This is a genomic window from Roseateles sp. P5_D6 (assembly GCF_054049415.1).
The window spans coordinates 1-13,872 of record NZ_JBFUMK010000016.1; the positions used below are offsets into that span (position 1 = coordinate 1).

Here is a 13,872-nt window from a genome sequence, read left to right on the forward strand (position 1 = left end):
ATCAAGCGGCTGCTCACCGACAACGGCGCCGCCTACCGCTCCAAGCTGTTTGCCAAGGCCTGCAAAGAGCTTGGCATCAAGCACAGCTTCACCAAGCCGTACTGCCCACAGACCAACGGCAAGGCCGAGCGCTTCATCCAGACGTGTCTGCGGGAGTGGGCCTATGGTCGCGTCTGGGCCAACAGCGGTGAGCGCACGGCCTGGTTGCCAGCGTTCCTGACCTACTACAACGCTCGACGGCCTCACTCCCCTCTTGGCTACAGCCCTCCTGCCTCCCGGCTCGGTGGGTACAACCTATCGAAACTCAACACCTAGCGCTCACCCTGATCAAGCCCCAGCCAGCGCGCCAGCAGCGCCAGCGTCGGGCCCTGGATGAGCAGGGACAACAGCACGACGACGAAGGCCACGTCGAAGAAGCGCCAGCCGTTCGGCAGGCCGGCCAGCACCGGGTAGGTGGCCAGCACGATGGGCACCGCGCCGCGCAGGCCCGACCACGCCACGAAGCACTGCGCCCGCCAGCCAAAGCCCAGCGGCGCCAGGCACAGGAACACCGCGGCGGGCCGCGCGACCAGCATCAGGCCGGCCGCCAGCAGCAGGGCCGGGCCGATCAGGCGCAGGACCTCATGCGGCGTGACCAACAGGCCCAGCAGCAGGAACAGCACCGCCTGGGCCAGCCAGGTGTAGCCGTTCAGCCCGGGCAGGCTCATCGCCGCCACGCGTTCGGCGCGGTGGCGCACCAGCAGGCCGGCCACATACACAGCCAGGAAGCCCGAGCCGCCGCAGCGGTTGGTGACGGCGAACAACAGGAAGCCCAGGGCCGCCATCAGCAGCGCCGTCAACCCGTCGTGGTCATCTGTGATGGGCAGCTTGCCCACCCACCATGCGGCCAGCAGGCCGCCCAGTACGCCGGCGAGCAGGCCCAGCCCGAGCTGCTCGCCCAGCAGGGGCAGCAGGTCGACCAGGCTGTTCACTTGCGCGTCGCCCGGCTGGCCGAAGGGCATCAACCAGGCGATCAGGCCGATAGTCAGCACCATGGCCATGGGGTCGTTCAGGGCCGACTCGACCTCGATGGTGGCCGCCAGGCGTGGCTCCAGGCGCAGCTTGCTGGCGGCGAACTGCGCAAACACGGCGGAGGCATCGGTGGACGAGACCGCCGCGCCCAGCAGCAGGCCTTCGGTCCACGGCATGTCCAGCACCGCCTTCGCGATTCCCGCGACGATGGCGGCCGTGATCGCGACGCCTACCGTGGCCAGCAGGCTGGCCGGCAGCATCGCGCGGCGCACCTCGCTCCAGCGCGTGCGCAGGCCGCCATCGAACAGGATGAGGGCGAGCGCGAGATTGCCGACGGTGACGGCCAGCCGGTGGTCGTCGAAGGGCAGGCCCAGCGGCCCATCCACGCCGGTCAGCATGCCAACCGCCATGAAGACGAGCAGATGCGACAGGCCGAGGCGGTGGGTGTAGAGGGCGCCGGCGATGGCGACCAGAACGAGCGCAGCAATGGCCGCCGTCAGCAACTCGGGGCCGGCGGCGGCGCTGTGGATCACAAAGTTCAGCCTGCCGCGGCGGGCACGATGTCAGGCGCATCAGGCGACGAGCCTTTGCGCGTTGGTGCCGGGCCGCCCGGCGCCGGTGACTGCAAGCCGACAACGTTGACGGTGTTGGTGGTGAACGCCAGACGGATGCCGCGCTGCTGCAACTCGCGCATCAGCGCCAGGTTCAGCGTCTGCTGGTGGTCCATGTAGACGTCATAGCTGGGATCGTTGACGCGGTAGACCACCTCAAAGTTCAACGAGTTCTCGCCGAAGCCCTTGAAGTGGGCCCGTACCAGTTCGAGCTTGGGGTCGGCGTCGATCAGCCCCTTGACCAACGGCGGCACCGCGGCAGCGTCGTCGGCGGACGCATCGGACGTGATGCCGAAGGTGAAGGCGACGCGGCGCGTCTGCAGGCGCTTGAAGTTGGCCACCGTGCGCTTGAGCAGTTCGGCGTTGGACATGACGATCTGCTCGCCGCCCAGGCTGCGGATGCGCGTCGTCTTCAGGCCCACGCGCTCCACCGTGCCGGTGACGTCGCCGACGGTGATGGAGTCGCCCACCTCGAAGGGCTTGTCCACCGCGATGGCCAGCGACGCAAACAGGTCGCTGAGGATGTTCTGCACGGCCAGCGCCAGCGCGATGCCACCGATACCCAGGCTGGCGACGAAGGCCGTGATGTTGACGCCCAGGTTGGACAGCACGGCCAGCACCACCACCACCCACAGCGCGCCGCGCAAGCCCCAGCTGAGCAAGGTGGCCGAGGCCGACAGCGCCGCCGTACCGCCATGGCGCGTCTGCTGGGCCGCGAGCACCTGCGCCACCGCCTGCTGGGCCCACAGGCCGAGCTGCAGGGCCACGACGGCGAACCACAGCTGCGACACGCGGTCATGCCAGCGGTCGTCCAGCGGCAGCATGTTGAGCCCGACCAGCAGGCCCACCACCCAGATCAGCGCGCCATTAGTGCGCTCCAGCACGCTGACGAGGCCGTCGTCCAGCGTGCTGCTGGTGCGCTGCGACAGTTTGCGCAAGCGCTGCACGACGAAGCGCAGGCCGACCTTGATGATGACGATGGTCAAGGCGCCGGCCAGCACGGCGGGCAACACGTCGGTCCAGCCCACATCGGGCCACGCGGCCTGCATGCGCGCAATGAATTCATTCCAGGTCATCGCGACCTCCTGCAGTCTTCAATCCCATGACCGTAGGTGCGCCGTTCCCGCCAGTCTGTCAGCGGGTGACAGCCGGCGGTGTGGGCCTCGGCTGACAGGGACGGCCGTCGTGGACGGGGTGTCGGCTGACACCGCGCAGCGGCGCCGACATCTAAGGTCTAAGCCTCACGGTTTCCGCCTTGAAACCCTTTGAAAGAGGATCCGCCATGGACACCACCACCCACCATGACATGCAGGCCCTGTTCTGCCAGCTCGGCCTGCCGGATTCGCCGGCCGAAATCAAGCAGTTCATCCGCCTGCACCGGCCGCTGCCGCAGACGCTCAACCTGTCGGAGGCCCCGTTCTGGAACGCCAGCCAGGTCGCCTTCATCCGCGAGCAATGGCATCAAGACGATGGGGACTGGTGTGGGCAGATCGACCAGCTGAACGCCGCGCTGCGCGAGCACCCGGACCCGTCGGAGCTGGAACAGGCGGACTGCACGCGGGATCCAAGCCATCCGGATTGCCAATGAAGCAACCGTCCTGGGCAGCGCTGCTGAATCGCAACGCCGCGCTGCTCCGACAGGCCGCAAAGCCGCTTCGCGAGCGCCATCGTCCGCCGTCCAGCGCGGGCAGCTGGTTGATGGGCCTGGTGATGGCCGCGGACGGGCCGCGCCGCTACTACCTGTTCCGGCCCGCGAGCGCGCGCTTCGGCGAACGGCTGCCGTTGCTCGTCATGCTGCATGGCTGCCACCAGGACGCCAAGAGCTTTGCCGCCAGCACGCGCATGAATGCCGTCGCCACGCGCGAGCGCTTCCTGGTGCTCTACCCCGAGCAGCCACGGCTGTGCAACACCCAGGGCTGCTGGAACTGGTTCGACACACAGTCGGGCCGCGCCTTCGCCGAGGCCGGCTGGATCATGAAGGCCGTCGACCAGGTCTGCATGCTGTACACGGCCGACCGCGAGCGCATTGCCGTGGCCGGCCTGTCGGCCGGCGCCAGCATGGCGGCCCTGCTGGCCACGCGCTACCCGCAGCGCTTCAAGGCCCTGGTCATGCACTCGGGCGTGCCGCCCGGCACGGCGAGTTCGCCGGTCTCGGCCGTCGGTGCGATGCAGGGACGGCGCCAGCCGCTGCCACCCGGCTCGGCCCAGGACTGGCCGCCGCTGATGGTCATCCACGGTGACGCGGACCGCGTCGTGTCAGCCCGCAACGCCGGTTCTGCGGCGCTGATGTGGTCCGAGGCGGCCGGCGCACACCAGGAGCCGGCGCAAGAACAGCGCCGCGGCAAGCGCTACCCGATGCGGGTGACGCAGTTCAAACGCTCGCGCGAGGTGGTGGCGACGCTGGTGGAGGTCGACCGACTGGGCCACGCCTGGAGCGGCGGCGCGGCGCGCCAGCGCTTCAGCGACGCCAACGGGCCGGACGCATCACGCATGGTCTGGCGCTTTGTCGCCCGGCAGTTCGAGGCGCAGCAGCCAAAGATCAAATCCCTTCGCTGAGCGCCGGCATTGCCGGACCGCTTGCACTTCAATCCATGATTCGATAATAATGGAATCATGGATGAACAAGCCGTCGAGCAATTTGTAATCAAGGCCCTCGCAGCCCTGGCCCAGCCGCTGCGGCTGCAGGTATTCCGGGCCCTGGTCGTCGTCGGTGATGCGGGGCTGACACCCGGCGCCATCCAGGAGGGGCTGGGCGTAGCACCAGCCACGCTGTCCTTCCATCTGAAGGAGCTCGTCAACGCGGGCCTGGTGACCCAGGAGCGCGCCAGCCGCAACCTGATCTACCGCGCCCAATACGACAGCATGAACTCGCTGCTGGGCTATCTGACCGAGAACTGCTGCCAAGGTGCGAGCTGCGCCGTACCGAGCGGCGCGGCATCCTGCTGCTGAGATCGCCATGACCACCCATGTTCTCATCCTCTGCACCCACAACTCCGCCCGCAGCGTGCTCAGCGAGGGCATGCTCAACCACTGGGCAAGGAAGCTCGGCCGCGACGTGCAGGCGCACAGCGCCGGCAGCGCCCCGAGTGGCCGCATCAACCCCTTTGCGCTGGAGGCACTGAGCAACGCCGGCGTCGATATTTCGGGCTACCGCAGCAAGAGCTGGGATGAATTCAGCCAGGACGGCGCACCACCGCTGTCCATCGTCATCACCGTCTGCGACAGCGCGGCCGCCGAGCAGTGCCCGGTCTTCTTCGGTGGCAGCGGCAGCCAGCCGGTCAAGGTGCACTGGGGCTACCCGGACCCTTCCAATGCCGAGGGCGGCGATGAGGGCAAGCGCCGCGCCTTCGAGCTGACGCGCCAGGCCATCGGCTTTCGGCTCCTGCAGCTGCTGCAACTGCCACTGGCCACGATGAGCAAGGCCGAGCTGCAGCAAGCCCTCGTCGGGATCTCAAAGGCATGAACCTGCCTCGCCGACTCCTCGCCGAAGCCCTGGGCACGGCCCTGCTGCTGGCCATCGTCATCGGCTCCGGCGTCATGGCCGAGCGCCTGTCCGGCGGCAACGTGGCCCTCGCGCTGCTGGCCAACACGCTGGCCACGGTCGGCGGCCTGTACGTGCTGATCGAGGTTTTCGGCCCGGTCAGCGGCGCTCACTTCAACCCCGCCGTCAGCGCCGTGATGGCCTGGCGTGGCGAGCTGCCTGTCGCCGCCCTGCTGCCCTATGTCGCCGCGCAACTGACCGGCGCAATGCTGGGCGCGTGGCTGGCCCACGCAATGTTCGACATGAGCGTGCTGCAGTTCTCGACCAAGCTGCGCGCCGGCACGGGGCAGTGGATCGCGGAGGGCGTCGCGACCTTCGGCCTCGTGCTCGTCATCCTGCGCGCGCCGGGCTCGCGCGTCGCGGCCATGGTGGCGGCGTATATCGGTGCGGCCTACTGGTTCACCGCGTCGACCTCCTTCGCCAACCCGGCGGCCGTGTTCGGCCGCATGTTCAGCGACAGCTTCGCCGGCATCGCGCCCGCCAGTGCACCGGGCTTTGTCGTTGCTGAACTGGTGGGCGCCGTGATGGCCGTGGCGGTGAACCGCGTGCTGTCAGGCACGGCCGCCGAGGTCACGGCCCGACGCGCGGCCTGACCGTGACTTGAACGCGCGGGGCTGCGAGCCCCGCCTTTTTGACCCAGGTAGTTGCTATTGACAACGAACAAAGCGGACCTCAACATGCGCCCAGATAGTTGCTATACACACCAAAATGACCGAGTCCACCCCCGGCAGCCTGTTGCGCGAAGTGGCGCGCCTGTACACCCGCGCCCAGCGCGTCGTGGCCGACTGCTGCCGCACCACCAGCACGCAATGCCATCTGCTGACCGAGCTGGGCCGCTCCGGGCCGCTGCCGCTGTCGGAACTGGGCACGCGGGTCAGTCTGGAGAAGAGCTGGGTGTCGCGTGCCGTGGAGGCCATGGCAGCCCGTGGGCTGGTGAGCAAGGAGCCGAACCCGCTCGACGCAAGGAGCTGGCTCGTCACGCTCACCGCCGACGGCGAACGCACCGTCCGTGAGCTGAACCAGACCCTCGACGACCATGCCCAGCAGCTGCTGGCATCCCTGAGCGAGCGCGAACGCGCCGCCGTCGAGACCTCTTTGCTGACGCTCCTGAAGGCCTTGCGCGAAGACCCGGCCGCGACCTGCTGCCTGCCGCCCCAAGTGCTGAAGGAGCCCATCCAGGATTCCAAACCATGCTGTTGAACGACACCCCCTCCCTGCGCCAGGCCGGCGCCGCCGACTGGCCCGCCATCGAAGCCCTGCTGCTGGCGAACAAGCTGCCCACCGAGGGCGCGCAGGCGCACCTGCCCACCTATCTGCTTGCCATCAGCAACGGCGAGGTCGTTGGCTGCGCCGGCGCCGAGGTCTACGGCCATGTCGCCGGAACCATCGCGCTGCTGCGCTCGGTGGCCATTGCCCCGGGCTTGCACAAGCAGGGCATCGGGCGCCTGCTCGTCGAGCGGCTGCTGCAGGAAGCCCGCTCGCGCGACATCGCGGCCCTCTATCTGCTGACCGTCACGGCGCCGGAGTACTTCGCGCAATACGGCTTCAAGCGCATGAAGATCGAGGACGCACCGGCCGCATTGAAGGCCTCGGCCGAATTCCAGGGTGCCTGCCCGGCCTGCGCGGCGCTGATGACGCTGGTGCTGCGTGAAGCGCCGGTCGCCGATGGCCCGCTGCCGGTCGCGGTGCTTGGCGCCGGGCCGGTCGGGCTGGCGGCCGTCGCCCAGCTGATCGAGCGCGGCCTGCCGTTTGTCGCGCTGGAGGCCGGCGCGACGGTGGGCGCCAATCTCGTTGACTACGGCCATGTGCAGCTGTTCTCGCCGTGGCAGTTCGACGTCGACCCCGCGATGGCCCGCCTGCTGTTGCCCACTGGCTGGACAGCGCCGCCGGCGGCCGAGCTGCCCAAGGCCGGCGAGGTGGTCGAGCGCGTGCTCAAGCCCTTCGCAGCGCTGCCCCAGGCGGCTGCCGCGCTGAAGCTCGGCGCACGCGTCGTGGCCATCAGCCGCGAGGGTTTCGACAAGGTCAAGAGCGCCGGGCGCGACCAGGCTGCCTTCCTGATCCGCTACGAGCAAGGCGGCGAAGTGCACGAGCTGCGCGCCCGCGCCGTCATCGACGCAACCGGCACCTGGAACCAGCCCAATCCGGTCGGCGCCAACGGCCTGCACGCCATCGGCGAGACCGAGGCAGGGGCGCAGATCTTCTACGGCATTCCGGACGTGACGGGCGCACAGCGGGCGCGCTACGAGGGCCGGCGCACCCTGGTCGTCGGCGCCGGCCACTCGGCCGCGAATGCGCTGCTGGCGCTGGCCCAACTGGCCAGGCAGTCGCCCGGCACGCGCCTGGCCTGGGCCGTGCGCACGCCGACGCTGCAGCGCGTCTTCGGCGGTGGCGCCGCGGACGCCTTGCCTGCCCGCGGCGCGCTGGGCACGTCGCTGCGCCGGCTGCACGATGGCGGTGCACTGGAGTTCTTCGGTGGCCTGCGCATCACGCGGATCGAGCGCGTGGGCGGGCAGCTGCGCCTCAGCGGTTTGGACCCGAAACAGCAGCCCGTCGTCGTTGACGGTGTCGACGAAATCATCTGTGCGACCGGCCAGCGCCCCGACCTGTCACTGGCCAGCGAGCTGCGCGTCAAGCTCGACCCGTGGCTGGAATCCACCGAAGCGCTGGGGCCGCTGATCGACCCGAACCTGCACAGCTGCGGCACGGTGCGCCCGCATGGCCACCGCGAGCTGGCCCACCCGGAGCCGGGCTTCTACACCGTGGGCGTGAAGAGCTATGGCCGCGCACCGACCTTCCTGATGGCGACGGGCTTCGAGCAGGCGCGCTCGGTCGTCGCCGCTATCGCGGGCGACCTGACGGCGGCGGACCGGGTCGAACTGGAGCTGCCGGAGACGGGTGTCTGTTCGGTCAACCTGGCGGTCGAGGGCGAAGCGTCCGGCTGCTGCGGCCCGGCAGCGGTGGTGGCCGTGGCCGCGCCCAAGTCGGGCTGCGGCCCGAGCAGCTGCGCCCCCAAGCCGACGCCGGAGCGCGCCACGCGCTGCTGCGGCTGAGCATGGCAGCCAGCCGCCTGCGCGTCGTCGGCTCGCTGGGCACGGCCCAGACGCTGGCCTGGGCCTCGACCTACTACCTGCCGGCCATGCTGGCGCGGCCGATGGCGGCGGAGCTGGGCGTGTCGGAGCCGACGGTGTTCGCGGCCTTTTCCGCGGCCCTGGTCGTCTCGGCGATCGTTGGGCCGCACTCGGGCCGCCGCATCGACCACTGGGGCGGCCGGCCGGTGCTGATGGTGACCAGCCTGCTGTTCGCCGTCGGCCTGGCGCTGCTGGCCCTGGTCGATGGGCCGGCCGGGCTTTTCGCCGCCTGGCTGGTGTTGGGCGTGGCGATGGGCAGCGGGCTCTACGAGGCGGCCTTCGCGTCGCTGGTGAGGCTGTACGGCCATGACGCGCGCAGCGCCATCACCGGCATCACGCTGATCGCCGGCTTTGCCAGCACGGTCGGCTGGCCGTTGACGGCGGCGCTGGAGCACACCTTCGGCTGGCGCGGCGCCTGCTGGGCCTGGGCGGGGCTGCATCTCCTGGTGGGCCTGCCACTGAACGCCTGGCTGCCCAAGGCCGCGGCGCTGGCGGTGCCCACCCAGGCGCCAGCGGCCGCGAACGGCGAAGCGCCGCCGATGCGGACCGCCGCGCTGCTGGCCTGGGTGTTCGCGGTGACGTGGTTCATCAGCACGGCGATGGCTGCACATCTGCCACGGCTGCTGGACGCCGCGGGTGCCGCGCCGGCGGCGGTCATCTTGATCAGCGCCCTGGTCGGCCCGGCCCAGGTCGCGGGGCGACTGCTGGAGTTCGGTTTCCTGCGGCGCTTGCACCCCTTGCAGTCGGCGCGCGCCGCGGCGCTGATGCATCCGCTGGGCGCGGCCCTGCTGGCCGTCATCGGCGCACCTGCCGCCATGGTGTTTGCGCTGCTGCATGGCGCGGGCAACGGCGTGCTGACCATCGCCAAGGGCACGCTGCCGCTGGCCTTGTTCGGGCCGCTGGGCTACAGGCAGCGCCAGGGCTTGCTGGTGCTGCCGGCGCGCCTGGCGCAGGCGCTGGCGCCATGGCTGTTCGGCCTGCTGCTGGCGGACTTCGGAACCGGCGTGCTGTGGTTGTCGACCGGTCTGGGCCTGAGCGCGCTGGCCGCCCTGCTTTTCATCCATGTGCCCGCGCGCACCACCCAGCCATTCATGGAGGACCCGCCTTGAAGATCCGCACCGCCACCCCCGAGGACGGCGCCGCCGTCGCAGCCATCTATGCGCCCATCGTGGCCCACACCAGCATCTCCTTTGAGACGGAGCCGCCGGACGCGCAGGAGATGCGCAGCCGCATCGAGAAGACGCTGGCCAGCCTGCCCTGGCTGGTGGCTGAGGATGCAGACGGCGCCATCTGCGGCTATGCCTATGCCAGCAAGCACCGCGAACGGGCGGCCTACCAGTGGTCGGTGGACACGACGGTCTATGTGCGCGAGGGCATGCGCGGCCAGGGCGTCGGCCGGGCGCTGTACGAGCGGCTGCTGCCGCTGCTGGCCGAGCTCGGCTACTTCCAGGCTTTTGCCGGCATCGCCTTGCCCAATGCGGGCAGCGTCGGCCTGCACGAGGCAGTGGGTTTCGAAGCCCTGGGCGTGTATCGCAACGTCGGCTTCAAGAACGGCGAGTGGCGCGACGTGGGCTGGTGGCAGAAGGCGCTCAGGCCCCTGGACACACCCTCGCCGCCCCAGGCCTTCAGCGCCCCGCGTTGATCTGCTGGATCAGCGCCCGGTGGCTGGGCAGATCGGCGATGGCGCGGTCGGCAAAACGCTGGATCTTGGCGAACAGCTTGTCGGCGTCCGCCATCTGCGGGAAATCGCTGCGGCCGGCGCTGAGGTCGGTGGCGAAGCCCATGCCGTAGAGGATGTACTGGTAGTTGAAGAAGGCGAAGGTTTCGGTGTCGAGCACGAAGTCGAAACGGCCCGGCGGGCGCAGCTGCCACTCCTCCAGCAAGCCGGCCAGTCGATCCGGGATGGTGGCCGGCGCGGCGTTGTCGCGCCAGAAGGGCTCCTGCCGCTGGCTCAGGCAGTAGTGCAGCTTCAGGAAGTTGATGATGTTCTCGAAGCGCGCCGTCATCAGCTCGTTGAAGCGCCGCGCCGGTGCGTGCATGGGGCCGCTGTGCGGCAGCATCTCGGCAATCATGCCGACGGCCGCCTCGATGAGGACGAGGCCGGTGGCCTCCAGCGGCTCCAGGAAGCCGGCCGACAGGCCGACGGCGACGCAGTTCTTCACCCACTGCTGCTCGCGGTAGCCGGGCGTGAAGGGGATGCTGCGCATTGCCAGGTCTTCGTTGCCCGCGCCGCAGTAGCCGCGCAGGATGTCGGCGGCACGGTCGTCGCTGAGATGGTCGCTGGAATAGACGCAGCCGATGCCGCGCGCGCCGTTCAGGCCGATCTCCCACAACCAGCCCGCCTCGTGGGCGGTAGCGATGGTGGAGCTTTCCATGACCGCATTGGCATCCAGCGGCACCTTGCAGGCCAGGGCGCGGTCGACGAAGAGCTGGTGGCGCACGGACTTGAAGTTCGAACCCATCGCCCGGCCGATGAGCTCGGCGCGAAAGCCCGTGCAGTCGATATAAAGCTCGGCCTCGAAACGGCCCAGCTGGGCGGTGTCGAGATGGGCGATGGCGCCCGTCGCATCGAGAACGACGTCAGTCACCGTGCCTTCGACGTGGCGCACGCCGAGCTCACGGGCGCGCGCGGCCAGCAGCTTGGCGAGCTTGAGCGCGTCGAAGTGGTAGGCGTAGTTCAGCGGCGCGGCATAAGGCGCTTCGCCGGCCCGCTTGGGCGCGCGGTGGGCTTCGGCGACGCGCACCTGCAGCGTCATGGCCTCGGCGAAGGGCATGCGCCCGGCCTCGTCCTGCAGCAGCCAGTAGGGCACCAGGTTGAGGTCCTCCGTGTAGAAGGGCGCTTCGAAGGGATGGAAGAACTGCTGATGCTGGCCCGCGGTGGGCGTGCGCGCCCAGTCGACGAAGCGGATGCCCTGCTTGAGCGTGGCCGAGGTCTCGCGGATGAAGCGCGCCTCGTCGATGCCGAGGAATTGGAGCGTGCTGCGGATGGTGGGGAAGGTGCCTTCGCCGACGCCGACGCTGCTGATGTCGGGCGACTCCAGCACGGTCACCTCCAGGTGGCTGCGCTCGGACAGCTTGAGGGCCTTGGCCAGGTAGGCGGCGGTCAGCCAGCCGGCCGTGCCGCCGCCGACGATGAGAATGCGTCGCTTGTTCATGCTCTCGTATAGAGGTTCTTCAGCCACTGCTGGCCGGTCTGGGCGCCATGGCTCCAGTCCTCGTCCTCGTCACTGGGCTGGGCGACGTAGCCGGAGGGGTTGAGCAGCTTCACGCGCCCGACGCGGAATGCCGAGACGCGGTGGGTGACGAAGGTGAGGCCATGTTCCAGCGCCGTCGCGGCGAGCAGGCCGTCGCGGGTATTGGCATAGGGCAGCTGGGCCCGGCGGCGCACGACGGCCGCGTCCACCGGCAGCACGCGGCCTTCGAAGGCGGGAATGACGCGGCTATCGATCCAGTCGCGCACGACGAGGCCGGCGGCGCGGTCCTTGCGGCCCAGGCGGGCGGCGGCGTTCTCGATCTCCAGCAGGTTCAGCGCCGAGATGAAGAGTTTTTGGCGCGGCAGGCCGGCGGCCCAGGCGGCCAGGCCGGCGTCGGACTGGCCGGCCTTGGCCTTGCGCAGTTCGAGAACGATGCTGGTGTCGAGCAGGAACATGGCGCCCTCAGGGGAGGTTTTCGCGGTGATCCCAGGCGCCATCGGCCGCGGCGTCGGCCGCATCGATCGTCACGACCTCGGGCATGGCCAGCAGCTCCAGGATGCTCTCGCCCTCGCCGGTCAGGCGGCGGTACTCGGCAATGCTCATCAGCACATGAGTGGGCTGGCCGCGGTCGGTGATGACGACCGGCTCGACCTGCGCCGCCCGCTTGGCGAGGCTGACGTCACGGTTGAAATCGCGGCTGGTGAGCAGTTTCATGGCCTCGCCAATGTACCTACCTACCTGCAATCGCGCAATTGGGATGTAGGTACATAGGCCCGGATCTGTTCGACCCAATGGACATTGAAAACCCGGCTGGCAAAGTGTTCCACGTGGTGAGAGCGCTTTCACCAAAAGAGGCAGACAACGTTGTACAAAACCGCGCGGCGGTGCGTGGCAACGGCAAAAAATCTACAGGAACAGCCATGGAATTCGACCTTCTTGCCATCATGGGCGACGTGTTCGCCAAGCATGGTCCCGCTGCGGCCGCGGCCGCCAAGACCTACGCGCCGGGCGATTTCAGCGTCCACTTCTTCCTGCAGCTCGGGCTGATCATGCTGGCGTGCCGCGTGGTTGGCTGGGCCGGCCGCAAATTCCTGGGCCAGCCCCAGGTGGTTGGAGAAATGATCGCGGGCGTCATCCTCGGCCCGTCGCTGCTGGGCCTGTTCTTCCCCGACGTGCAGTCCGCCATCTTCCCGAAGGAGATGCGCAGCGTGCTGTACTCCGGTGCCCAGCTGGGTGTGGGGCTGTACATGTTCCTGGTCGGCACGACGCTGCGACTGGACCACTTCGCGACCAAGGCGAAGAGCGCGATGGGCGTGTCCTTCGCCGGCATCGCGGCGCCCTTCTTCATCGCCTTCCTGATCACACCGCTGCTGCTCCAGGTTCCCGGGCTGTTTGCCGAAGGCATCTCCACGGCGAATGCGACCCTGTTCATGGGCGCCTGCATCGCGCTGACGGCCTTCCCGATGCTGGCCCGCATCATCAACGAGCAGGGCCTGGCCAACACCTCGCTGGGCACCCTGACGCTGACGGCCGGCGCCTTCGACGACGCCGCCTCCTGGTGCGTGCTGGCCCTGGTGCTGGCGGCCTTTGGTGCGGGCCCCGGCGTGGCCGTGCTGGCCATCGGCGGCGGCGTGCTGTGGGCGGCCTTCGTCATGCTGTTCGGCAAGAAGCTGCTGGCCCCGCTGGGCCGCATGGTCGAGCGTGATGGCCACATGAGCAACACGGTGCTGGGCATCACGCTGATTTGCTTCTGCACGTCGGCCTTCATCATGGACGCCGTCGGCATCCATGCCATCTTCGGCGGCTTCATCCTGGGCGCCGTCATGCCGCGCGGCCTGTTCGCTGCCGAGCTGAAGAAGAAGGTCGAGCCGCTCACGGTGATCCTGTTGCTGCCGATGTTCTTCACCTACTCAGGCCTGAACACGCGCCTGGACATGATCAATTCGGTGCAGCTGCTGCTGATCGCCGCCGGTGTGCTGGTCGCCTCGGTGCTGGCCAAGTTCGGCGCCTGCTACCTGGCGGCCCGCATGGCCGGTGAAGACAACCGCACCGCTTTGGGCATCGGCGCGCTGATGAACTCGCGCGGCCTGATGGAGCTCATCATCATCAACATCGGCCTGCAGAAGGGCATCATCGGCCCGGCCCTGTTCTCGATGCTGGTGCTGATGGCGGTGGTGACGACCATGATGGCCACGCCGCTGTTCGAGATCTTCTACGGCCGCAAGGCGCGTGCATCGGGCGAGCTGGAAGCCGTGCCCGGCACGCCGGCCAGCAACCCGGCCTGAGGCCTCGTTTCGCTCTCCTCGCCATCGCTGAGAGGTGTCGGTGGCGTTCTCAGGGGCAAGGCTGCAGGCCTGCCCCCTTTTTATGCCCTGAGTTGGCGCGCT

At 69.0% G+C, this 13,872-nt stretch carries 16 protein-coding genes; 11 read left to right on the forward strand and 5 right to left on the reverse strand.

Annotated elements, in window-relative coordinates; all coding sequences use genetic code 11:
* Positions 1-315 (forward strand): integrase core domain-containing protein (locus ACXJKM_RS20375; RefSeq protein ID WP_457354768.1); only part of this gene is annotated, 315 nt, incomplete at its 5' end.
* On the opposite strand, the gene ACXJKM_RS20380 is transcribed toward ACXJKM_RS20375, so the two are convergent.
* Positions 312-1,544: a potassium/proton antiporter gene (locus tag ACXJKM_RS20380; protein WP_457354770.1), complete on the reverse strand. Its 1,233-nt coding sequence runs from the start codon at positions 1,542-1,544 to the stop codon at positions 312-314. The two genes, ACXJKM_RS20375 and ACXJKM_RS20380, sit on opposite strands and share 4 nt — an antisense overlap.
* Before the next feature lie 5 nt (positions 1,545-1,549).
* Positions 1,550-2,698 carry a mechanosensitive ion channel family protein gene (locus ACXJKM_RS20385; RefSeq protein WP_457354772.1) on the reverse strand — a complete coding sequence of 383 codons (1,149 nt, stop codon included), beginning with the start codon at positions 2,696-2,698 and terminating at the stop codon, positions 1,550-1,552.
* A gap of 206 nt (positions 2,699-2,904) precedes the next feature.
* On the opposite strand from ACXJKM_RS20385, the gene ACXJKM_RS20390 reads away from it, so the two are divergent.
* The 9 genes from ACXJKM_RS20390 to ACXJKM_RS20430 all read left to right on the forward strand — a co-directional run bounded on the left by ACXJKM_RS20390 (position 2,905) and on the right by ACXJKM_RS20430 (position 9,933).
* Positions 2,905-3,210: a DUF2789 family protein gene (locus ACXJKM_RS20390; protein ID WP_457354774.1), complete on the forward strand. Its 306-nt coding sequence runs from the start codon at positions 2,905-2,907 to the stop codon at positions 3,208-3,210.
* Positions 3,207-4,178, forward strand: coding sequence for an extracellular catalytic domain type 1 short-chain-length polyhydroxyalkanoate depolymerase (locus ACXJKM_RS20395; protein WP_457354776.1), 972 nt, complete (start codon positions 3,207-3,209; stop codon positions 4,176-4,178). The genes ACXJKM_RS20390 and ACXJKM_RS20395 overlap by 4 nt, the downstream gene beginning before the upstream one ends.
* 57 nt (positions 4,179-4,235) lie before the next feature.
* Positions 4,236-4,571, forward strand: coding sequence for an ArsR/SmtB family transcription factor (locus ACXJKM_RS20400; RefSeq protein WP_457354778.1), 336 nt, complete (start codon positions 4,236-4,238; stop codon positions 4,569-4,571).
* 7 nt (positions 4,572-4,578) lie between these two features.
* Positions 4,579-5,085 carry an arsenate reductase ArsC gene (locus ACXJKM_RS20405; protein WP_457354780.1) on the forward strand — a complete coding sequence of 169 codons (507 nt, stop codon included), beginning with the start codon at positions 4,579-4,581 and terminating at the stop codon, positions 5,083-5,085.
* Complete coding sequence (locus ACXJKM_RS20410; protein WP_457354782.1) at positions 5,082-5,756, forward strand: aquaporin; 675 nt, start codon at positions 5,082-5,084, stop codon at positions 5,754-5,756. Before ACXJKM_RS20405 ends, ACXJKM_RS20410 begins: the two co-directional genes overlap by 4 nt.
* Positions 5,757-5,871: 115 nt before the next feature.
* A complete protein-coding gene (locus ACXJKM_RS20415) occupies positions 5,872-6,363 on the forward strand; it encodes a MarR family winged helix-turn-helix transcriptional regulator (protein WP_457354784.1) in 492 nt (163 codons plus the stop codon).
* A complete protein-coding gene (arsN2, locus tag ACXJKM_RS20420) occupies positions 6,354-8,213 on the forward strand; it encodes an arsenic resistance N-acetyltransferase ArsN2 (protein ID WP_457354786.1) in 1,860 nt (619 codons plus the stop codon). The genes ACXJKM_RS20415 and arsN2 overlap by 10 nt, the downstream gene beginning before the upstream one ends.
* Before the next feature lie 2 nt (positions 8,214-8,215).
* Positions 8,216-9,400: an MFS transporter gene (locus tag ACXJKM_RS20425; protein ID WP_457354788.1), complete on the forward strand. Its 1,185-nt coding sequence runs from the start codon at positions 8,216-8,218 to the stop codon at positions 9,398-9,400.
* Positions 9,397-9,933: an arsinothricin resistance N-acetyltransferase ArsN1 family B gene (locus ACXJKM_RS20430; RefSeq protein ID WP_056191545.1), complete on the forward strand. Its 537-nt coding sequence runs from the start codon at positions 9,397-9,399 to the stop codon at positions 9,931-9,933. The genes ACXJKM_RS20425 and ACXJKM_RS20430 overlap by 4 nt, the downstream gene beginning before the upstream one ends.
* Here ACXJKM_RS20430 and ACXJKM_RS20435 read toward each other — a convergent pair.
* The 3 genes from ACXJKM_RS20435 to ACXJKM_RS20445 are packed head-to-tail and all read right to left on the reverse strand — an operon-like array spanning position 9,917 to position 12,199.
* Positions 9,917-11,446, reverse strand: a complete 1,530-nt coding sequence (locus tag ACXJKM_RS20435) for a tryptophan halogenase family protein (RefSeq protein WP_056191542.1) — start codon at positions 11,444-11,446, stop codon at positions 9,917-9,919. The two genes, ACXJKM_RS20430 and ACXJKM_RS20435, sit on opposite strands and share 17 nt — an antisense overlap.
* Positions 11,443-11,940 carry a PIN domain-containing protein gene (locus ACXJKM_RS20440; protein ID WP_056191541.1) on the reverse strand — a complete coding sequence of 166 codons (498 nt, stop codon included), beginning with the start codon at positions 11,938-11,940 and terminating at the stop codon, positions 11,443-11,445. The genes ACXJKM_RS20435 and ACXJKM_RS20440 overlap by 4 nt, the downstream gene beginning before the upstream one ends.
* Positions 11,941-11,947: 7 nt before the next feature.
* Entirely contained in the window at positions 11,948-12,199 is a 252-nt protein-coding gene (locus ACXJKM_RS20445; RefSeq protein WP_056191539.1) for a type II toxin-antitoxin system Phd/YefM family antitoxin, read from the reverse strand.
* A gap of 206 nt (positions 12,200-12,405) precedes the next feature.
* Here ACXJKM_RS20445 and ACXJKM_RS20450 point away from each other — a divergent pair, with 206 nt between their 5' ends.
* The gene (locus ACXJKM_RS20450) at positions 12,406-13,770 is read left to right on the forward strand and encodes a cation:proton antiporter (RefSeq protein ID WP_082532341.1); all 1,365 of its coding nucleotides are present in this window, start codon (positions 12,406-12,408) and stop codon (positions 13,768-13,770) included.
* Positions 13,771-13,872 lie beyond the last annotated feature (102 nt).